This window comes from Klebsiella sp. C283 (genome assembly GCF_048822555.1).
GTDB classification, from domain to species: domain Bacteria; phylum Pseudomonadota; class Gammaproteobacteria; order Enterobacterales; family Enterobacteriaceae; genus Klebsiella; species Klebsiella quasipneumoniae.
The window spans coordinates 303,519-324,855 of record NZ_JBMEZS010000008.1; the positions used below are offsets into that span (position 1 = coordinate 303,519).

The window sequence follows — 21,337 nt, forward strand, 5'->3', positions numbered from 1 at the left end:
GGTTCCCGGCGACGCCGGGAACCCGCTCAGGATCAGGCAGTGCCGCCGACGGTGAGGTTATCGACCTTCAGGGTCGGCTGGCCAACGCCCACCGGCACGCTCTGGCCCTCTTTGCCACAGACGCCGACGCCGTTATCCAGACGCAGATCGTTACCCACCATCGAAATCTGCTGCATAGTCTCAATCCCGGAGCCGATCAGGGTAGCGCCTTTCACCGCCTTCGTGACCTTGCCTTTTTCGATCAGATAGGCCTCGGAGGTGGAGAAGACAAACTTACCGGAGGTGATATCCACCTGCCCGCCGCCGAAGTTAGGCGCGAAGATACCGTAGTCCACCGACTCGATAATCTCCTGCGGCGTGGACTGGCCCGCCAGCATATAGGTGTTGGTCATACGCGGCATCGGCAGATGGGCATAGGATTCACGGCGGCCGTTGCCGGTCGGCGCAACGCCCATCAGACGCGCATTGAGTTTATCCTGCATGTAGCCTTTCAGGATGCCGTTTTCGATCAGCACATTGTATTGACCCGGCGTGCCTTCGTCATCGATGGCCACCGAGCCACGACGGTCGACGATGGTGCCGTCGTCCACGACGGTGCACAGCTCAGAGGCGACTAATTCCCCCATATGGCCGCTAAAGACCGAGGTGCCGCGACGGTTGAAATCGCCTTCCAGGCCGTGACCGACCGCTTCGTGCAGCAGAACGCCAGGCCAGCCGGCGCCGAGCACCACCGGCAGCATCCCCGCCGGGGCGGCGACCGCCGAGAGGTTAACCAGCGCCATGCGCACCGCTTCTTTCGCCCAGGCGTCGGCCCGTACTTCGCCCTCCTGAGAGGCGAGGAAATAGTCATAGCCAAAACGCCCGCCGCCGCCGCTGCTGCCGCGCTCGCGTTTGCCGTCCTCTTCCACCAGCACGCTGACCGAGAGGCGCACCAGCGGACGAACGTCGGCGGCCAGAGTGCCGTCGGTGGCGGCCACCAGAATCAGCTCATAGACCCCGCTCAGGCTGGCCGAAACCTCCTGCACGCGCTGGTCCGCCGCGCGGGCGACTTTGTCTACCCGGCGGAGAATATCCAGCTTCTCTTCCCGGCTCATACTCTGCAGCGGGTCGATGCTGGTATAGAGGGCGCTGTGCTCTACGGCGCCGAGGGTCTGTACTTTGCCATTGCCAGTCTCGCGCACAATGGTCCGCGCCGCCTGGGCGCTCTGCTCCAGCGCCAGCTTGCTGATCTGGTCAGCGTAGGCAAAGCCCGTTTTTTCGCCGCTGACGGCGCGCACGCCTACGCCCTGGTCGATATTGTACGACCCATCTTTAATGATGCTGTCTTCCAGAACCCAGGATTCGTGATAGCTCGACTGAAAATAGAGATCGCCGTAATCGAGGCGGCGCTCGGTCAGTTGACCAAGAATGGCAAACAGGTCCTGATGATTCAGGCCATTTGCCGACAGTAATTGTTCACTTACCAGGTTCAGACTCATCGTTATGCTACTCGTTTGTTGCCGCCTGACAGGCGGAAATACAGAAGGCTATCTATTGAGATTGCGGTAATTCCCGGCAATCGTCAAATCATTGCTTTTTGTTGCTGCGCGCCTGGCGCAGCACTTCATTGATCTGCGGCTGGTCAATCGGGCCGGTGATGCGATAGCGCAGTATCGAGACTTTGTTCCACAGCGGCCCCAGTACCTTGCTGGCGGCAAACACCGCCGCGCCGACAATCGGGTTGACGGCGAAGGCCGCCGCCACGCCGACGGTCGCGGAGATCTCCGGCGCCACCACCGCCTGCAGGTCCAGATGACGACGCACCAGATCGACCGACCCTTTCATGGCAATGTCCGCCTCCAGGCCATCCACCAGCGTATCATCGGTATGCAGTACACCATCCTTAATCCAGGCCGTACTGTTAATCGAGTCGAAGTAAAATCCTTCGCTAAAGGTATCGCTGAAGTCGAAGCGCAGTTTGCGCAGCAGGGCATCGACGCTCAGCAAACGCAGCAGCTGGCCTGCGTGTCCGGTACTCAGGTCGGTAAACTGACCCTTGCCGAGGTGGCTTTTAATGATCCCATTGAGCGACGCGACATCGGGTGACCAGGGCGGCGCGCGCCAGTGCAGATCGTAGTCGATATCAAACGGCGAATCCTTCACCGGTGTGGAAACGCCAAAGAAATCCGCAAATTCATTCGTTTTATTGCCATGCAGTCTGCCTTTCAGCGAGGTGCGCACCCCGGAAGGGGCGTTAACCCACACGCCGTCGGTCGTCAGCCGGCCAAACCCGGTATCCACCAGGCCGTTGGAGAGCGTTAAGGTATCGCCCTTGATCGCCACATCGCCGTCGATACGGCCATATTTTTGCCCCCACAGCCAGCATTCCGCGCAGCGCAGCTGCAGATCGGGCCAACCGTGGAAATCCAGCCGCGTCTCCGCCTGCGGGGCCACGTTCTCCGTTCCGCCCTTGCCGCTGGCGCTGGCCGGGTTGAAATAGAGATAACGCACATTTGCCAGCCACGGGGCATTGTCGCGCATCGTCAGGGTGGCGTTGATCTCGCGCCCCTGCGCCTCAACCTGTGAACCGCCGGTGACCGGCTGCGACATCAGACTCACGTTGTTCCATTGCTGGCCGGCCAGCGCCAGCGACGGCGTACGCAGCACAATGCGCGGTGGAAAGAGGACGCTGCTGCTGACTTCATTCGCCGCGCCCTTCTGGAACAGCGCCAGCCACTGCGCGCCATCCATCGGCGGCAGATTGAGCTCAACGCCGGGCTGGTCGGGCAGCGGAGAGGGGCCTTTGCTGTCCGTCGTGAGGATCGCTCTGTCCAGCGTCAGCTTACGGTTCAGCAACCAGCGGCTGTTGATATGATTCTTCGCGCCAACGGATCCGGTCAGGTCGAAGCTGCTCAGACCGCCGGCAACGTTAATTTTGACCGGCAGGGGTTCGCCAGCGGACTTGTTGACCGGTGAAGGTAAGTGACTGCTCACATTCTTCAGATCGCCATTGATATCAACCTTATAGCTGGCATTGCCATGGTACGGCAGTTCGATAGCGACTTTACCCTCCCACGGAACGCTACCGCTCAGCGCCTCATTAACCGCTTTCGGCAGCAGCCCGGTGCGCGACGGCTGCCAGCTGGCGTTCATCCCGACATCCACCAGAAACGCTTTTTCGCCTTCGCGGGTGGAAAAATTGAGGTTCAGCGGCTGATTAAACCAGGTCGCGCTCAACGTTTGACTATTAAGATCGCCATTCACAAAGCTGAAATTACCGCTCAGGTTCTGCAGCGTGGTATCTAACGGCTTGATAAACAGATCGTTATTCTGCAGATGCACATCGCCTTTCGCGGTGGTCATTTCGCCATCGAGGGGAATGTTCAGATGTAAGCGAGCGCTTACATCACCATCCAGCTGCAGGGAATCCAGCGCCGCTCCCAGGGTCTCTTTCAGCGGCGTGGTGTTGAAATAAGGTCCCACCTCTTTCCCCGGGCCTTTGATATCGGCATCAATCAGCAGTTTTTCCTGCGCGTAATCCGGGATCGCGGCATCGAGATTGCTGGCGGTCACGTTGCCGAGCATCGCTTTCTCCGCCCGCATCCACAGGCCGCTGTTGATAAAATTAAGGTCGATATTCAACCCGGTCAGCGCCGGCCAGTCCGGTTGAAAAGCGAAAGTGGCATTCTTCAGCGGGACGTAAACCTGGAACTGGCCTTCGTTGTGCGGATACGGGAACAAATGTGGGTTGCCGCCATACACCAGCGTCGCATCGCGTGCCTGTCCGGCTTTAATCGCGCCGCTGAGATAGTCCACCAGCGCTTTGCCCATCAGGTTTTCCGGGAAGTAACGCCACGCCTGGCCGCCATCGTTGGTGCTGATCCCCGCCAGAATGCCCAGCCAGGGATCGTCCCCCTGCGGTTGCAGATAGCGGAAGCCGCCGCGGGCGCGTACCCCCGTCGCCTGCACGTCAATATCGCGGCCATCAAGCATAAACCATTTGTCATTTTTCACCCAGCTGAGGGTGGCTTCGCCAGCGGCGATCTCCAGCGGGGCCCGGAAAACACCGGTATACGGCATCAGCGCCTTCGTCATGCGCGCGCGCAGTTCCCCATGCTCAACGCTGCCATTCAGGCTGCCGGAAAAGTGTTCCGCTCCCGGCAGGAGTTTCCACTGCTTCCACGCCAGATCGCTCCACTGCGCCTGAAAGCGCGTTTTCTCCGTCGCCTGCAGGGGAATATCGAGAGCCAGCAGGTTGATTTTGCCGCTGGGCTGCGTGGTGCGCCAGAGTTCGCCCAATGAAGGCGCCAGCTTATCGGCAAACGGCTGCAGTCCGCTCAGACCGCTGAGGGCTAAGTTGCTGGCGCGAATACGTAATTCATCGCTACGCTGATGACCGTCGCCACCGACATCCTGCGCCGGGATCCACGCCATCGCCAGCGCGCCGCTTGGCCAGGGTTTATCGTCGATCGCGATCCGCGTATCGGGAATGTAGAAGCCCCAGCTCTGCTTGTCGTGGAAGAGATGCGCCGTCAGGTTATCCACTGACAGGTGATGAACCTCGCTATCCCCCTGCCAGCTGGCGCCCCCTTTTTTCAGCCATACGTCGCCGCTGGCCACATCGCCTTTTTCAATGGTCATCCAGCCTTCGAGGCTGAAGCGGGCGCTTTTCAGGGCGATATTGTCCTGCATCCAGCGGCCCAGCCAGGGCTTGACGTCAATATCGTCAGCCTGCAGCCAGACCCGGCCTTTGTTCAGCAGGCCATCCTCGTCGCGGAGATCCATCCGCACCTGCATGACGCCATGCTGGCCGGTGAGACTGGAAAGGCTGAGCTGCCCCTCGGCGCGGTGACGGTTCCTGCCGTTAAGCCAGGTCAGCTGCGGGACCGCCAGCTCCGCCCGCTGACCGGAAATCGTCAGGAAGCTCAGATGACTGTCGCGCAGAGTAAAGTGGTCGAACTGACGTAAAAAGAGATCGCTGACGCGGTCGGTTTTCAGGCTTTCGCCGCCGTCATTGGTCTGAATAGGGGTATTGGTATGGATCTGCAGCTGCCAGAAGGTGAGATCGCGAAACTGCCAGCGCATATGCAACAGACTCTGCCAGACGTCCAGCGCCAGGGTCACGCGCTTGACCGCCATTGTCCCGCCATCTTTCAGCCCGACATGAATATCGCGGACATCTAATGTTGGGCCGAAAGTTTGCCAGCTGGCGGCGATCTGCGAGGCATCCACCGGCGTGCCGGTGAGAGAGGAGATCTTCTCCAGCAGCTGCGGACGCCAGGCATCGAGCTGCGGCAACACGAGACGCAAGCCACTCACCAGCAGCGCGACGATAACAATCAGTGTTGCCACGGTGAGCAATAAAATCCCGGGCAGTCGCCTCACGCCTCTCTCCTTGTCAGCCGCACAATGACGCAGTGTCTTACATCATAACCACATCGAACTGCTCTTGATTATAGAGCGGCTCAATTTGTACCTTCACTTGCTTGCCGACAAAGATCTCCACTTCCGCCAGCGCATGCGACTCTTCCCCTTTCAGGGTTTCCGCCACCGCAGGGGAAGCATAGACCAGGAAGCGATCGGAATCATAAGCATGATGCACGCGAACGATCTCACGCATAATCTCATAGCATACCGTTTCCACGGACTTTACCGTTCCGCGTCCGTGGCAGGTCGGGCATTCGTTGCAAAGCACATGCTCCACGCTTTCGCGGGTGCGTTTACGGGTCATCTCCACCAGCCCCAACTGGGAGAAACCGTTGATGCTGGTCTTCACCCGGTCTTTACTGAGGGCCTGCTCCAGGGAGTGCAACACCCGCCGGCGATGGTCTTCATTGTTCATGTCGATGAAATCAATGATGATAATGCCGCCGAGATTACGCAAACGCAGCTGGCGGGCTATCGCCTGGGTGGCTTCGATATTGGTATTGAAGATAGTATCGTCAAGATTGCGGTGCCCAACAAACGCCCCGGTGTTGATATCGATGGTGGTCATCGCCTCGGTCTGGTCGATGATCAGATACCCCCCGGACTTGAGCTCGACTTTACGCTCCAGCGCGCGCTGAATTTCGTTCTCAACGTCAAAGAGATCGAATATCGGCTGACGGCCGCTGTAGTGTTCCAGCTTGCTGGTCATTTCCGGGATATATTCGGCGGTAAATTCGAGCAGCGCCTCGTAGGTCAGCCGCGAATCGACGCGAATCCGGTCGAGATGCGCGTCGGCAAAATCACGCAGCACGCGCTGAGCCAGGGCCAGCTCGCCGTACAGCTGATAGCGGGTCTGGTTGCGCTTTTTGCGCTCCATCACCTTGGTCCATACGCGCTTAAGATAGGCGGCATCGGCGGCCATCTCTTGCTCGTGAACGCCTTCCGCGGCGGTGCGAATGATAAATCCGCCCTGCTCGTCGCAGTACTCTGCCACGACCTTTTTCAGCCGCTCACGCTCGGCTTCGCTTTCAATGCGCTGAGAGACCCCCACGTGGGAGGCGCCCGGCATAAAGACCAGATAGCGGGAAGGCAGGGTAATATCGGTGGTCAGACGCGCGCCTTTGGTACCGAGCGGATCTTTAACCACCTGGACCATCAGGTCCTGGCCCTGGCGCACCAGCTCCGAAATATCGCGCACGGTAAACTGCTTTTGCTCCTCACCGGCAACGCACTCGGTATGCGGCATGATATCGGAGGCGTGGAGGAACGCCGCCTTATCCAGACCAATATCTACAAAAGCCGCCTGCATTCCCGGCAGCACTCGGCTAACACGACCTTTGTAGATATTGCCTACTATTCCGCGTCGCGCTTCACGCTCAATATGGATTTCCTGCAGAATACCGCCATCAATATACGCAACGCGCGTTTCGGATGGCGTTACGTTCACTAATAATTCAGCCGTCATCTTTATCCCTTTTCTTTACGCAGTGAGTTAAAGTTACTGAGCAACTCATACGTTTCCACCAGCGGTAAGCCGACTACGGCGTGATAGCTGCCATTAATCTTCCTGACGAAACAGCCACCCAACCCTTGAATACCGTATGCACCTGCTTTATCTAAAGGCTCGCCGCTGGCCACATAATCGGCGATATCCTGCTCGCTGAGCGGCCGGAAGGTCACTTCCGTGACCACCAGACAATCCAGCGTCTGCTGCTTATCCGCCAGCGCCACCGCGGTCATGACCTGATGGGTTTGGCCGGAAAGCAGGCGCAGCATCGCTGCAGCGTGTTCGGCGTCGCGCGGTTTTTCCAGCACTTCGCCGTTCAAAATAACAATCGTATCCGCTCCCAAAACCGGCAAATCCCGCGATGCCAGCGCCACCCCGGCCTGCGCCTTTTCGCGCGCCAGGCGCACGACATAGTGCTGCGCGCTCTCCTGCGGCTGGCGCTGCTCCTCGATACCAGGAACCAGACGCTCGAACGCGAGACCAAGCTGAGTCAGCAGTTCCTGCCGACGCGGGGAACCAGAAGCAAGATACAGAGTTGTCATATCAACCTTATTGCACTGCAAATTGCTGACGCACTTTACGCATCAGCAGGAAGAGCCATGGCCAGAGGATACCGTTTACTACACTACTCCAGAATACTTCCGGACGGAAAGAGACGTTGATCACTAAAAACTCTGCCCAGAAAACAATGATATCCACGGCGAGGGATAACAGCATGACCACCAGCGCCTGTTGCCACAGCGCCAGGTTACGGAACAGCTGATACTTCAGCGCCACCAGATAGGCGACGATGCTTAAGGACAGCGCGCGAACGCCCAGCGTCGAGCCGCTGATGAGATCAAGAATAGCCCCCATCACGAAGCCCGTTCCCACATTCACCCGGTGCGGCAGCGCGAGGATCCAGTACAGCAGGATCAATAATACCCAGTTGGGCCGGAAAACGCTGATGTCCGCCGGCCAGGGCATAATTTGCAGCAATAGCGCGATAAGAAACGAGAGCCAGATAACCCAGCGTCCCTGGCTACGGTAACTTGCCACTATTGCCCCCCTGCAGGCTGCGACGGCTGAGACGGCGTCAGCCCGGTGGCGGGCGCCGGCATCTGCGGCCCCATCGCATCCGGCGCAGGCAACACCTGCGGCATCATCTGCATCAGGCGTTCGTTAGCCACCCGATGGACCTCTTCCGGGGTCATCGGGTTAGCGCCATTGCGATCGGCGCCCCACAGCAGCAGCAGATAGCGCAAACGCTGCAGACCGGCCGTCGGACGCGCCTGGATCACCGTGTAGGCGCGCTGGGTGTCCAGTTTCACTGAAGAGACAACCCCAACCGGGTACCCTTCCGGGAAACGACCGCCCAGACCGGAGGTCACCAGCACATCGCCGACGCGAATATCGGTATTTGCCGGCAGATGCTCAAGCTGGAGGTCGTCGGTGCAGCCGTTACCGGCGGCAATGACGCGAATATCGTTCCGCAGGACCTGGATCGGCAACGCATGGGTGGCATCACAGATCAGCAGTACCCGGCTGGTCATTTTCGCCACGGCTACGACCTGCCCCACCACGCCTTTATCACTGATAACCGGCTGGCCTTCGTAGACGCCGTTGACGCTGCCCTTATCGATAACCACCTGATCGCTGTAGGGGTCGTTGACCGTTGAGATGACCTGGGTCACCATTTTTTGCTCGTCCTGGCGCAGCGGCGAGCCAAGCAGTTCACGCAGGCGCGCATTCTCCTGCTTGTACTGGCCCAGCATCAGCAGATCGCTGTTTTTCAGCAACAGCTCCTGACGCAGCGCGCGGTTTTCCAGTTCGAGCTGGTCACGGGTAGCCAGCGTCTGCGATACGCTGTCGAGCAGTTCCCGGGGACCATTAGAGACAAAGTAGAAAGGGCTGACGGCTGTATCCATGTACGTTCTGATTTGACTGAACGTACCCAGGCGGCTGTCGGCGATAATCACGCCAAGCGCCACCAGCACCGCCAGAATAAGGCGAATCTGTAGCGAGGGGCCACGGCTAAAAATTGGCTTCATAGGCTATGCGTATTCTCGTGTCAGTAAAGACCTGGGGCAGCGCGGAAGCCACCCCGGACCTTCAGGCTGACTACTCTTCGCTAAACAGGTCGCCGCCGTGCATGTCGATCATTTCCAGCGCCTTGCCGCCGCCACGCGCTACGCAGGTCAGCGGATCTTCAGCAACCACGACTGGAATACCGGTTTCTTCCATTAACAGACGGTCCAGGTTGCGCAGCAGCGCACCACCGCCGGTGAGAACCATCCCGCGCTCGGAGATATCAGACGCCAGTTCCGGCGGGCACTGCTCAAGGGCAACCATGACCGCGCTCACGATGCCGGTCAGCGGCTCCTGCAGCGCTTCAAGAATTTCGTTTGAGTTCAGGGTGAAGCCGCGTGGAACGCCTTCCGCCAGGTTACGGCCGCGCACTTCAATTTCACGCACTTCATCGCCCGGGTAAGCCGAACCGATTTCATGTTTGATACGCTCAGCGGTCGCTTCACCGATCAGGGAGCCGTAGTTACGACGCACGTAATTGATGACGGCTTCGTCGAAGCGGTCGCCGCCGATACGCACGGAAGAAGAGTAAACCACGCCGTTCAGGGAGATAACCGCTACCTCGGTGGTACCGCCGCCGATATCCACCACCATGGAACCGGTCGCTTCAGAAACCGGCAGGCCAGCGCCGATCGCGGCCGCCATCGGTTCTTCAATCAGGAACACTTCGCGAGCGCCAGCGCCCTGCGCGGATTCACGGATAGCACGACGCTCAACCTGGGTGGCGCCAACCGGCACGCAGACCAGTACGCGCGGGCTCGGGCGCATAAAGCTGTTGCTGTGCACTTGTTTGATAAAGTGCTGCAGCATCTTTTCCGTCACGAAGAAGTCAGCGATAACGCCGTCCTTCATCGGGCGAATCGCCGCGATATTACCCGGGGTACGGCCGAGCATCTGCTTCGCTTCATGACCCACGGCGGCGACGCTTTTCGGCGATCCGGCACGATCCTGACGAATGGCCACCACGGAAGGCTCATTCAATACGATGCCTTGTCCTTTTACGTAAATAAGGGTATTCGCGGTACCCAGGTCAATGGACAGGTCATTGGAAAACATGCCACGAAATTTTTTTAACATACTAAGGGATAATCCTGAAAGCTGGGGCGGAAAACAAAATCCGCTTACTTTACCAACCACACGCAGCAGCGACAAGGCGCAAAAATCACCTGCTGCGGTGAAAATTAGTGCAGTTCATTTCCTTTGTTACAAATTTTTCCGACTCCGTTCATTGCTGAAATCTTCAGCAGCGCTCCACGCCTGAATTTGTAACCTGTCAAAGGAGGGTCACTGACATTTACATTGCGATGATCCGGCAGGTAGACAAGCACACCCCCTTCACGATGGCGCGCGTTATTCTACGTGAAATCACGCTAAACGGCAGATCAAACCGAGTATCTTTGCGAATATTTTTTCACATTTGTGTCAAGTGGCTGTGAGGCGGCAAAAAATTCCCCCTGCCCGCCCGTGACACCGCATTGGGACAGTACCAGCCACTCGCTGCGGCTGCGTACGCCCGTCGCAAAAACTTGCATAGGCATGCCTTTACAGGCTTCCACCAGGCTTTGCACCAGCAGCTGGTTCTCGCTGCGCTTTTCGATGTTGCGCGCCAGGCCCGGATGCAGTTTGATCAGCTCCGCATCCAGCTGCTTGATCCAGCTGGTTCCCACCAGGGTTAACCCTGCCTGAACCACCGCCACCCGAACGCCAAGCGCGTTAACCAACCGCATAACCGGCTGCAGACGGCCGATATATTGACAAACATCTGCCTCAGCAAGTTCAAAAATAATCCGTTGACGCTGCGATTTTTCACACTGCATCAGAGCATCGCGCAGCCAGCGCTGGAAACGCGGACGGATCAGCGACTCCACCGACAGCTGCAGCGCCAGATTCTCCTCGGGCCAGAAGCCTAAAAACGGCAGCAGGCGAGTCACCTGCAGGCGGTCATACTCCTCCGCCAGGCCAAACTGCAGCACCATCGGCATGTACTCGGCGGCAATCACCTCTTCTTTACCGTCGTACATCCGCGACATCAGTTCACGGTGATGCACCCGACCGTCGCGGGTGACGGCGGGCTTCTGGTACAACCGCGGCCCGCCGCGGCTCAGCATCTGTTCGATCAGCGTCCGCCAGCGAACGTTGCCGCGGCCTTTCTCCGGAAGGGTATCGTCATAGACCGACCAGCTGTTGCTGCCCTGCAGCACCGCGTTGCGCGTTGCCGCTTCGGCATGTTCCATCACTTGCGCCGCCGATTGCCCGCTGCGGAAAGAACAGATGCCGATATGCATCATATCGTCACGATCGAGGATCCGCGTCGGAGGCAGCGCGTCCATGGCTTTCAGCAGCAGCCCGGCGATACTATCCGCCTCTTTTAACGTGCGGTGCGGCAGCAGCACGGCGAAGTCGCTACGGTGATAGCGCGCCAGCAGCGCGCCAGGGTAACGCATAATAAAGGTAGAGAGCAGGTTGATAAGCGTGAAGTAATGTTCTTCGGCCGCCGCCCGCCCCCAGTTGTCCCGTAGCAGATCAAACTCCGGTAGACGGATCATCATCACGATGCCGTACGCCCCCACCTTCTCCTGATCTTCCAGCAGTGTGGCCAGCTGATTGTCAAAAAACAGGCGATTATTCAGCCCGGTTTTAGAATCCTGTGCCGCATAGGAGCGAATCAGCGTATCCATCCGGCTGCGCTGATCGCTGGCAAACTGCAGCTCCGACAGCAGCATATCCAGCGCGCTACTGGTGCTGGCAGGCCATTCATAGACTGAGCCGCGCACCTGCGGCCCGCGCTCGCCGCTCAGGATACGCGTGGAACGAAGCTCAAGCAGCTCCTGACCCGCCAGCTGGCGGCGGATCCAGCGGACGGCGAAGAAAATAATCACCACCATGAAGCCGATGGAGATCGACAGCGGGGCGGTAATCGACAGCGAACGGAAATAGTTCACCATCGGGTCAACGTAGACCAGATGCAGAGAGATACCGGGATGTTTCAACGATGGGACCGTGATCTCACGGAATTGCTCATGACTGCCAAGCGGGCGATAGCTGTCGGTTCGGGAGTGGCTGTAGAGCGGTTTACCGTTAAGCATGAAATCGATATGCACGATCTCTATCGGCGTCATCAGCTCATCCAGCTGCGGCTCAAGCTTATCAAAAGAGGTGGTGATGAGCCGGTTATCCAGCATGGTCGCCACCGCCTGAACCCGGTTTTCGACCTTGTTCTCAATGCCGTTGTAAAAACTCAGCGAAGCGCCAATCAGCGTGACAAAGATGGTCAGGCTAGTTAGCAGCGTGATAAAGGCTGAGAACTTCGTCGTTAATCGCATCCCTGTGTTAACTCCGCGAGTGAATGACTGCCCGATGAACCATCAGGCTCCCGTGCCGGCGCGCGCCTTGACGCTAGCATTAACCTTTTAAAGCGCGACGCATACTATCAAAGATGGCGAGTCTGGCAATGGAATGCGTATTATCGGCGAAAGTATGCCGATAGCGAGTATAGTCGGCAGAAAAAATTTGCCAATCGCCGCCCGCCTGCGGCCTGCGCCAGAAGCGCTTTAATTTTAGACGCTGGATGGCAAACCCGCGCCAGCGGCGCACATTATTGCCGATTTTCCGTCCTGCCAGCCTCCCGTCCGCTTTTTTCCCTGCTAAAGATGCCGGGTCAGGCGCGGTAAAGGAAACGTCTTGCGCCACTTTCCGATGATTCCTGGACGACCGCGCCCCTGCTTCGGCGGCGGCTCATGCTCCTAATGTGCAATTTTTCGTGACATATTCGCGATTCATCGCCGCCTCCGTCATGCTTAAGGAAACGCATGACGGAGGACACCATGAAAAGAAAAAAATTGACGGAAGCCGACGTCACGGCCGAATCCGTTTTTATGCTCCAGCGGCGCCAGGTGCTGAAAATGCTGGGCATCAGCGCGACCGCCCTTTCGCTTCCCGCCGCCGCGCAGGCCGACCTGCTGGACTGGTTTAAAGGCCATGACCGTCCGCCAGCCCCGGCAGGCAAAGCCCTGGACTTTGCTAAACCCGCTGAATGGCAGGCTAAGCTGACGCTTACCCCGGAAGATAAAGTCTCCGGCTACAATAACTTTTATGAATTCGGCCTCGATAAAGCCGATCCGGCGGCGAACGCGGGTAGCCTGCGCACCGATCCCTGGACATTGACCATCGGCGGTGAGGTGGCGAAGCCGCTGACTCTCGACCATGACGATCTGACCAAACGCTTCCCGCTGGAAGAGCGTATTTATCGTATGCGCTGCGTGGAAGCCTGGTCGATGGTGGTCCCCTGGGTCGGCTTCCCGCTGCATAAGCTGTTGGCGCTGGTGGAGCCCACCAGCAATGCGCGCTATGTGGCCTTCAAAACCCTCTATGCTCCGGATCAAATGCCCGGGCAGAAAGATCGGTTTATCGGCGGGGGGCTGGCTTACCCTTACGTGGAGGGGCTGCGGCTGGATGAAGCGATGCATCCGCTGACGCTGCTCACCGTCGGGGTGTATGGCAAAGCGCTGCCGCCGCAAAATGGCGCGCCGGTCCGCCTTACTGTGCCGTGGAAGTACGGTTTCAAAGGCATTAAATCCATCGTCAGCATTGAACTGACCCGCGAGCGGCCGCCGACCACCTGGAACCTGGCGGCACCGGACGAATACGGCTTCTTCGCCAACGTCAATCCGCACGTCGATCACCCCCGCTGGTCGCAGGCCAGCGAGCGGTTTATCGGCGCCGGCGGCGTACTCGATGTCAAGCGTCAGCCAACCCTGCTGTTTAACGGCTATGCCGACGAAGTGGCGTCGTTGTATCGCGGCATGAATCTGCGGGAGAACTTCTAGTGCGTTTCACCGTCAAACAGATCGCCTGGCTGAAGGTTTTACTTCATCTGGCGGGTTTTTTGCCGCTGGTCTGGCTATTCTGGGCCGGACATCAGGGCTACTTTAGCGCCGATCCGGCCAAGGATATCCAGCATTTTACCGGCAGGATGGCGCTGAAGTTTCTGCTGGCGACGCTGCTGGTCTCCCCGCTGGCGCGCTATGCGAAACAACCATTATTGATTCGCGTTCGTCGCCTGTTAGGTTTATGGTGTTTCGCCTGGGCGACGCTGCACCTGACCAGCTATACCCTGCTGGAGCTGGGCATTAACAATCTGGCGCTGCTGGGCTCGGAGATTATCAACCGCCCCTATCTGACGTTAGGCATGGTCAGCTGGGCGATCCTGCTGGCGCTGGCGGTGACGTCGACGCAGGCGATGCAGCGAAAACTGGGCCGCCGCTGGCAACTTTTACACAACTTCGTCTATCTGGTGGCGATCCTCGCGCCGATTCACTACCTGTGGTCAGTGAAGATCCTCTCGCCGCAGCCCATCATTTATGCCCTGCTGGCAGTGGCGCTGCTGGCATGGCGTTACAAGAAGTTCCGCCAGTGGTGGCGCTGAATCCCGTAATGTGCAGTTTCCCGCAGATCCTTTATCAACCGCGACTCTTTTTAAGATAGCGGTTGATAATCTTCCCTGATAAGACCAGTATTTAGCTGCCAATTGCTACGAAATCGTTATAATGTGCGACTTTGGCTTTCCTGACGGGGTTTTCTGACCCTGAAAAGGTGACAAGGGCGCATTGAAGGTATATGTTGTTTTTTACCCGAAAATGGCAGGAGATCGCCACACGATGGCAAAGAAGTTTCACATTTTGCTTTTGAATGGTCCAAACATTAACATGCTCGGTACCCGCGAGCCTGAGAAGTATGGTCCGCTCACGCTGGCGGAGATTGTTAACCATTTAACATCTGAAGCGGCGGCGCTGAATGTGAGCCTGGATCACCTGCAGTCCAACGCGGAGCATGCGTTAATCGACCGAATTCATCAGGCTAAAGACAACGTGGACTATATCCTGATTAATCCGGCCGCGTTCACGCATACCAGCGTAGCAATCCGTGACGCTTTGCTTGCCGTGAACATCCCGTTTATCGAGATTCACCTGAGCAATGTGCATGCACGCGAACCCTTCCGCCAGCATTCGTATCTGTCAGATGTCGCCGCTGGCGTCATCTGCGGACTGGGGGCGGACGGCTATTCATACGCTTTACAGACGGCGGTAAAACGCCTGTCACAATCACACTAAACAAAGAGTACGGAACCCACTCATGGATATTCGTAAGATTAAAAAACTGATCGAGCTGGTTGAAGAATCAGGTATCTCCGAACTGGAAATTTCTGAAGGCGAAGAGTCTGTTCGCATCAGCCGCTCTGCACCGGCCGCAAGCTATCCGGTTATGCAGCAGGCTTATGCTGCGCCGATGATGCAGCCTCAGGCACCTGCCGCCGCGGCTGCCGCGCCAGCTGCAGCAGCAGAAGCGCCGGCAAAAGCGGAAATCAGTGGTCACATCGTACGTTCCCCGATGGTTGGTACTTTCTATCGTACGCCAAGCCCGGACGCGAAAGCGTTTGTGGAAGTTGGCCAGAAAGTTAACGTGGGCGACACCCTGTGCATCGTCGAAGCGATGAAAATGATGAACCAGATCGAAGCCGACAAAGCCGGCGTGGTGAAAGCCATTCTGATCGAAAGCGGCCAACCGGTAGAATTCGACGAGCCGCTGGTAGTTATCGAGTAACGAGGCGAACATGCTGGATAAAATTGTCATCGCTAACCGTGGCGAGATCGCACTGCGCATCCTGCGTGCCTGTAAAGAACTGGGCATCAAGACCGTTGCTGTGCATTCCACCGCGGATCGCGATCTAAAACACGTATTGTTAGCGGATGAGACGGTCTGTATCGGTCCGGCTCCGTCCGTAAAAAGCTATCTGAACATCCCGGCTATCATCAGCGCCGCTGAGATCACCGGCGCGGTAGCGATTCACCCGGGGTATGGCTTCCTCTCCGAGAACGCCAACTTTGCTGAGCAGGTTGAGCGCTCCGGCTTTATCTTCATCGGCCCGAAAGCCGACACTATCCGCCTGATGGGCGACAAAGTGTCCGCGATCACCGCCATGAAAAAAGCCGGCGTCCCGACCGTACCCGGTTCTGACGGCCCGCTGACCGACGACATGGACGCTAACCGCGCCCATGCAAAACGCATCGGCTATCCGGTGATCATCAAGGCCTCCGGCGGCGGCGGCGGTCGCGGTATGCGCGTTGTGCGCAGCGACGCTGAACTGGCCCAGTCCATCTCCATGACCAAAGCGGAAGCCAAAGCGGCTTTCAACAACGATATGGTCTACATGGAGAAATACCTGGAAAACCCACGTCATATTGAAATTCAGGTACTGGCGGACGGTCAGGGCAACGCTATCTATCTGGCTGAACGTGACTGCTCCATGCAGCGTCGTCACCAGAAAGTGGTCGAAGAAGCGCCGGCGCCGGGCATCACTCCGGAACTGCGTCGCTACATCGGCGAGCGTTGCGCGAAAGCCTGTGTCGATATCGGCTACCGCGGGGCGGGTACCTTTGAGTTCCTGTTCGAAAACGGCGAGTTCTACTTCATTGAAATGAACACCCGTATCCAGGTAGAGCATCCGGTAACTGAAATGATCACCGGCGTTGACCTGATCAAAGAGCAGCTGCGTATCGCAGCCGGCCAGCCGCTGTCCATCAAGCAGGATGAAGTGGTGGTTCGCGGCCATGCGGTGGAATGCCGTATCAACGCCGAAGACCCGAACACCTTCCTGCCGAGCCCGGGTAAAATTACCCGTTTCCACGCGCCGGGCGGCTTTGGCGTGCGCTGGGAGTCCCATATTTACGCCGGCTACACCGTACCGCCGTACTATGACTCCATGATCGGCAAACTGATCTGCTACGGCGAAAGCCGTGACGTGGCGATTGCCCGCATGAAGAATGCGCTGCAGGAGCTGATCATCGATGGCATCAAGACCAACGTCGATCTGCAGATGCGCATTATGAGCGACGAGAACTTCCAGCATGGTGGCACCAACATCCACTATCTGGAGAAAAAACTCGGCTTGCAGGAAAAATAATTCTGCTCTCTCAGCAAAAGGCCGGATTTTCCGGCCTTTTTTCTTTTTCTCTCTCCTCATCTATACCATGCGGTACAATCCCCGCTTTCTTTATCCTCAAGGGACAAAAAATGGACAAACGCTTTGTTCAGGCCCACAAAGAAGCGCGCTGGGCGCTGTGGCTGACCCTTCTCTATCTTGCCGCCTGGCTGGCCGCCGCCTATCTACCGGGGGTGGCTATCGGTTTTACCGGCCTGCCCCACTGGTTTGAAATGGCCTGCCTGCTGGTTCCGCTGCTGTTTATTCTGCTGTGCTGGGCGATGGTCAAACTGGTTTTCCGCGACATTCCTCTGGAGGACGATGATGCAGTTTGAGGTCATTATTCCCCTGATCGCCTATCTGGTGGTGGTGTTCGGCTTATCCCTTTACGCCATGAGAAAACGCGCCTCAGGAAGCTTTCTTAATGAGTACTTTCTCGGCAGCCGCTCGATGGGCGGCTTCGTGCTGGCCATGACGCTAACCGCCACCTATATCAGCGCCAGCTCATTTATAGGCGGACCCGGCGCCGCCTATAAATACGGCCTGGGCTGGGTGCTGCTGGCGATGATCCAGCTCCCCGCCATCTGGCTGTCGCTGGGCGTACTGGGAAAAAAATTCGCCATCCTTGCGCGTCGTTACAATGCCGTCACCCTCAATGACATGCTGTTTGCGCGCTACCAGAGCCGTCTGCTGGTCTGGCTGGCCAGCCTGAGCCTGCTGGTAGCCTTCGTTGGCGCCATGACCGTCCAGTTTATTGGCGGCGCCCGCCTGCTGGAGACGGCTGCGGGTATTCCCTACGATACTGGTCTGCTGATCTTCGGCATCAGCATCGCGCTGTATACCGCCTATGGCGGCTTTCGCGCCAGCGTGCTCAACGACACCATGCAGGGCATGGTGATGCTGATCGGCACGATCGTGCTGCTGGTGGGGGTGATCCACGCCGCCGGCGGGATTAGCCATGCGGTAGAGACCCTGCAGTCGATCGACGTCAAGCTGGTGTCCCCGCAGGGGGCGGAAGATATCCTCTCGCCAACCTTTATGGCCTCGTTTTGGGTGCTGGTCTGCTTCGGCGTCATTGGCCTGCCGCATACCGCCGTACGCTGTATCTCCTACAAAGACAGCAAAGCCGTGCATCGCGGCATCATTATCGGCACTATCGTAGTGGCGATCCTGATGTTTGGCATGCACCTGGCCGGCGCGTTAGGGCGGGCGGTGATCCCCGACTTAACCGTACCGGATCTGGTGATCCCGACGCTGATGGTCAAAGTGCTCCCGCCCTTTGCGGCAGGGATCTTTCTGGCCGCGCCGATGGCGGCGATTATGTCGACGATCAATGCCCAGCTTCTGCAAAGTTCCGCTACGATCATCAAAGATCTGTATCTGAACTGGCGTCCGGATCAGGCGACTAACGAAAAGCGGCTAAAACGCATGTCCGCCGGCATCACGCTCCTGTTGGGTGTTCTGCTGCTGCTCGCGGCCTGGCGACCGCCGGAGATGATTATCTGGCTGAATCTGCTGGCCTTCGGCGGCCTGGAAGCCGTCTTCCTGTGGCCGCTGGTACTGGGCCTGTATTGGGAACGTGCTAACGCGACTGGCGCGCTGAGCGCGATGATCGTGGGCGGCGTGCTGTATGCCGTACTTGCCACGCTGAAAGTGCAGTTTCTCGGCTTCCACCCGATCGTTCCCGCGCTGCTGCTGAGTTTACTGGCGTTTGTGGCAGGGAACCGTTTCGGCCGTCCCGCACCACAGCCACCTATTTTGACTACTGATAAATAAAGAGTTTTGCTATGCCATGGATCCAACTGAAACTAAATACCACCGGCGCGAACGCTGAAGATCTTAGCGATGCGCTGATGGAGGCCGGATCGGTCTCGATCACCTTCCAGGATACGCACGATACGCCGGTATTTGAGCCGTTGCCCGGGGAAACCCGGCTGTGGGGCGATACCGACGTGATCGGCCTGTTCGATGCCGAAACCGATATGAAAGCGGTCGTTGCCCAACTGGAGCAGCACCCGCTGCTGGGCGCCGGCTTCGCGCATAAGATCGAGCAGCTGGAAGATAAAGACTGGGAGCGGGAATGGATGGATAACTTCCATCCGATGCGTTTCGGTGAGCGGCTGTGGATCTGCCCGAGCTGGCGCGACGTTCCGGATGAAAATGCCGTCAACGTGATGCTCGATCCGGGTCTGGCCTTCGGTACCGGCACGCACCCGACGACATCCCTGTGCCTGCAGTGGCTCGATGGACTCGACCTCAACGGAAAAACGGTCATTGATTTTGGCTGCGGTTCCGGCATCCTGGCGATTGCCGCGCTGAAGCTGGGGGCCGCAAAAGCGATCGGCATTGATATCGACCCGCAGGCTATTCAGGCCAGCCGCGATAACGCGCAGCGTAACGGCGTCTCTGAGCGTCTGGAGCTCTATCTTCCTCAGGACCAGCCGGAGTCGATGAAAGCCGACGTCGTGGTCGCCAATATCCTGGCTGGCCCGTTACGTGAGCTGGCGCCGTTAATCAGCGTCCTGCCCGTTTCAGGCGGTTTGCTGGGACTTTCCGGCATCCTTGCCAGCCAGGCGGAGAGCGTCTGTGAAGCCTACGCCGATCTCTTCACCCTTGACCCGGTGGTCGAGAAAGAGGAGTGGTGCCGGATCACCGGCCGGAAAAACTAAGCGCAATGCGGCCTGTGGGCCGCATTTTTGTTTCCAGTAGCCACCAAATAATGCCAGGAAATGAGAGGCAGATCGCACTACAGAGCACTTTTTTGGCTATAAAAACAGCGTTTTATATCGCCTGGTAGCGAGTTTGTCTAAGAAAAATCGAGAAGTTTTATGATTTTATAAATGGACACAAATTATCCATCAGCCATTAAATCAATGATTAATATAAGTATTTATTCATTCCTTTTACGTTAGTCCCGGATTCATTGATCTGCAACAGAGGATTGCTCAAAGTTTGGCCTTTCATCTCGTGCAAAAAATGCGTAATATACGCCGCCTTGCAGTCACAGTATGGTCATTTCTTAACTCATGCGCATCGGACACCACCAGCTCAGAAATCGCCTGATCGCAGCGCCCATGGCTGGCATTACAGACAGACCATTCCGGACGCTGTGCTACGAGATGGGAGCGGGTTTAACCGTTTCCGAGATGATGTCCTCTAACCCACAGGTGTGGGAGAGCGACAAGTCCCGTTTACGGATGGTGCATATTGATGAGCCCGGTATTCGTACCGTGCAAATCGCCGGTAGCGTGCCGGAAGAGATGGCTGCCGCCGCGCGGATTAACGTGGAAAGCGGCGCCCAGATTATTGATATCAATATGGGATGCCCGGCGAAAAAGGTGAATCGCAAGCTTGCAGGTTCAGCCCTCTTGCAGTACCCCGACCAGGTGAAGTCGATCCTGACGGCGGTCGTGAATGCGGTGGACGTTCCTGTGACTCTCAAGATTCGCACCGGTTGGGAACCGGAACACCGTAACTGCGTAGAGATTGCCCAACTGGCCGAAGAGTGTGGCATTCAGGCTCTGACTATTCACGGACGCACCCGCGCCTGCTTGTTTAACGGAGACGCTGAGTACGACAGTATTCGGGCAGTTAAGCAGAAAGTTTCCATTCCGATTATCGCGAATGGCGACATTACTGACCCGCTTAAAGCCAGAGCTGTGCTCGACTATACAGGGGCTGATGCCCTGATGATAGGCCGTGCAGCTCAGGGAAGACCCTGGATCTTTCGGGAAATCCAGCATTATCTGGACACTGGAGAGCTGCTGCCCCCGCTGCCGCTGGCAGAGGTCAAGCGCTTGCTTTGTGCGCACGTTCGGGAATTGCATGACTTTTATGGTCAGGCAAAAGGGTACCGAATCGCGCGTAAACACGTCTCCTGGTATCTTCAGGAACATGCTCCAGATGACCAGTTTCGGCGCACATTCAACGCCATTGAGGATGCCAGCGAACAGCTGGAGGCGTTGGAGGCATACTTCGAAAATTTTGCGTAATAGAAATAAAGAGCTGACAGAACTATGTTCGAACAACGCGTAAATTCTGACGTACTGACCGTTTCTACCGTTAACTCTCAGGATCAGGTAACTCAAAAGCCCCTGCGTGACTCGGTTAAACAGGCACTGAAGAACTATTTTGCTCAACTGAACGGTCAGGATGTGAATGACCTGTATGAGCTGGTACTGGCTGAAGTTGAACAGCCCCTGTTGGACATGGTGATGCAATACACCCGTGGTAACCAGACCCGCGCTGCCCTGATGATGGGCATCAACCGCGGTACGCTGCGTAAAAAACTGAAAAAATACGGCATGAACTGATACTAGTCAGTTGCTTGCTTGATATAAAAGGCGCTCTTCGGCATGGGGAAGCGCCTTTTTTATTAC

General features: G+C 57.4%; 19 protein-coding genes. 10 read left to right on the forward strand and 9 right to left on the reverse strand.

The window, feature by feature from the left end; all coding sequences use genetic code 11:
* Nucleotides 1-32: 32 nt before the first annotated feature.
* The 9 genes from tldD to ACOI7Z_RS17950 all read right to left on the reverse strand — a co-directional run bounded on the left by tldD (nt 33) and on the right by ACOI7Z_RS17950 (nt 12,574).
* Entirely contained in the window at nt 33-1,478 is a 1,446-nt protein-coding gene (tldD, locus tag ACOI7Z_RS17910; RefSeq protein ID WP_004206236.1) for a metalloprotease TldD, read from the reverse strand.
* Between the two features lie 88 nt (nt 1,479-1,566).
* Nucleotides 1,567-5,364 carry an AsmA2 domain-containing protein YhdP gene (yhdP, locus tag ACOI7Z_RS17915; protein ID WP_087848550.1) on the reverse strand — a complete coding sequence of 1,266 codons (3,798 nt, stop codon included), beginning with the start codon at nt 5,362-5,364 and terminating at the stop codon, nt 1,567-1,569.
* Nucleotides 5,365-5,401: 37 nt separating this feature from the next.
* Entirely contained in the window at nt 5,402-6,871 is a 1,470-nt protein-coding gene (gene rng / locus ACOI7Z_RS17920) for a ribonuclease G (RefSeq protein WP_004206239.1), read from the reverse strand.
* Between the two features lie 2 nt (nt 6,872-6,873).
* Nucleotides 6,874-7,455 (reverse strand): Maf family protein, encoded by a 582-nt coding sequence (locus ACOI7Z_RS17925; RefSeq protein WP_023291155.1) that lies wholly within the window; start codon nt 7,453-7,455, stop codon nt 6,874-6,876.
* A gap of 7 nt (nt 7,456-7,462) precedes the next feature.
* The gene (gene mreD, locus ACOI7Z_RS17930; RefSeq protein ID WP_002918648.1) at nt 7,463-7,951 is read right to left on the reverse strand and encodes a rod shape-determining protein MreD; all 489 of its coding nucleotides are present in this window, start codon (nt 7,949-7,951) and stop codon (nt 7,463-7,465) included.
* Nucleotides 7,951-8,943, reverse strand: coding sequence for a rod shape-determining protein MreC (gene mreC / locus ACOI7Z_RS17935; RefSeq protein ID WP_004206242.1), 993 nt, complete (start codon nt 8,941-8,943; stop codon nt 7,951-7,953). The genes mreD and mreC overlap by 1 nt, the downstream gene beginning before the upstream one ends.
* Before the next feature lie 70 nt (nt 8,944-9,013).
* Nucleotides 9,014-10,057, reverse strand: coding sequence for a rod shape-determining protein MreB (gene mreB / locus ACOI7Z_RS17940; RefSeq protein WP_002918653.1), 1,044 nt, complete (start codon nt 10,055-10,057; stop codon nt 9,014-9,016).
* Nucleotides 10,058-10,362: 305 nt separating this feature from the next.
* Nucleotides 10,363-12,303, reverse strand: a complete 1,941-nt coding sequence (csrD, locus tag ACOI7Z_RS17945; RefSeq protein WP_044524921.1) for an RNase E specificity factor CsrD — start codon at nt 12,301-12,303, stop codon at nt 10,363-10,365.
* A 79-nt stretch (nt 12,304-12,382) separates the two neighbouring features.
* Nucleotides 12,383-12,574 carry a hypothetical protein gene (locus ACOI7Z_RS17950; protein ID WP_032429221.1) on the reverse strand — a complete coding sequence of 64 codons (192 nt, stop codon included), beginning with the start codon at nt 12,572-12,574 and terminating at the stop codon, nt 12,383-12,385.
* 230 nt (nt 12,575-12,804) lie between these two features.
* Between ACOI7Z_RS17950 and msrP the strand changes: the two genes are divergently transcribed.
* From msrP to fis, 10 genes are all read left to right on the forward strand, one after another.
* The gene (gene msrP, locus ACOI7Z_RS17955) at nt 12,805-13,806 is read left to right on the forward strand and encodes a protein-methionine-sulfoxide reductase catalytic subunit MsrP (RefSeq protein ID WP_032454192.1); all 1,002 of its coding nucleotides are present in this window, start codon (nt 12,805-12,807) and stop codon (nt 13,804-13,806) included.
* The gene (gene msrQ / locus ACOI7Z_RS17960; RefSeq protein WP_023291158.1) at nt 13,806-14,405 is read left to right on the forward strand and encodes a protein-methionine-sulfoxide reductase heme-binding subunit MsrQ; all 600 of its coding nucleotides are present in this window, start codon (nt 13,806-13,808) and stop codon (nt 14,403-14,405) included. Before msrP ends, msrQ begins: the two co-directional genes overlap by 1 nt.
* A gap of 232 nt (nt 14,406-14,637) precedes the next feature.
* Nucleotides 14,638-15,090: a type II 3-dehydroquinate dehydratase gene (gene aroQ / locus ACOI7Z_RS17965; RefSeq protein ID WP_023291159.1), complete on the forward strand. Its 453-nt coding sequence runs from the start codon at nt 14,638-14,640 to the stop codon at nt 15,088-15,090.
* A 22-nt stretch (nt 15,091-15,112) separates the two neighbouring features.
* Nucleotides 15,113-15,580, forward strand: a complete 468-nt coding sequence (gene accB / locus ACOI7Z_RS17970; protein ID WP_004206250.1) for an acetyl-CoA carboxylase biotin carboxyl carrier protein — start codon at nt 15,113-15,115, stop codon at nt 15,578-15,580.
* A 10-nt stretch (nt 15,581-15,590) separates the two neighbouring features.
* Complete coding sequence (gene accC, locus ACOI7Z_RS17975) at nt 15,591-16,940, forward strand: acetyl-CoA carboxylase biotin carboxylase subunit (RefSeq protein WP_004174096.1); 1,350 nt, start codon at nt 15,591-15,593, stop codon at nt 16,938-16,940.
* Nucleotides 16,941-17,050: 110 nt separating this feature from the next.
* Entirely contained in the window at nt 17,051-17,293 is a 243-nt protein-coding gene (locus ACOI7Z_RS17980; protein ID WP_004206253.1) for a DUF997 family protein, read from the forward strand.
* Nucleotides 17,283-18,734, forward strand: coding sequence for a sodium/pantothenate symporter (gene panF, locus ACOI7Z_RS17985; protein WP_065882600.1), 1,452 nt, complete (start codon nt 17,283-17,285; stop codon nt 18,732-18,734). Before ACOI7Z_RS17980 ends, panF begins: the two co-directional genes overlap by 11 nt.
* An 11-nt stretch (nt 18,735-18,745) precedes the next feature.
* On the forward strand, nt 18,746-19,627 hold the full coding sequence (prmA, locus tag ACOI7Z_RS17990) for a 50S ribosomal protein L11 methyltransferase (protein ID WP_004144971.1): 882 nt from the start codon (nt 18,746-18,748) through the stop codon (nt 19,625-19,627).
* A gap of 357 nt (nt 19,628-19,984) precedes the next feature.
* Entirely contained in the window at nt 19,985-20,950 is a 966-nt protein-coding gene (gene dusB / locus ACOI7Z_RS17995) for a tRNA dihydrouridine synthase DusB (protein ID WP_004144972.1), read from the forward strand.
* 24 nt (nt 20,951-20,974) lie between these two features.
* Nucleotides 20,975-21,271 carry a DNA-binding transcriptional regulator Fis gene (gene fis, locus ACOI7Z_RS18000; RefSeq protein WP_000462905.1) on the forward strand — a complete coding sequence of 99 codons (297 nt, stop codon included), beginning with the start codon at nt 20,975-20,977 and terminating at the stop codon, nt 21,269-21,271.
* Nucleotides 21,272-21,337: the final 66 nt, after the last annotated feature.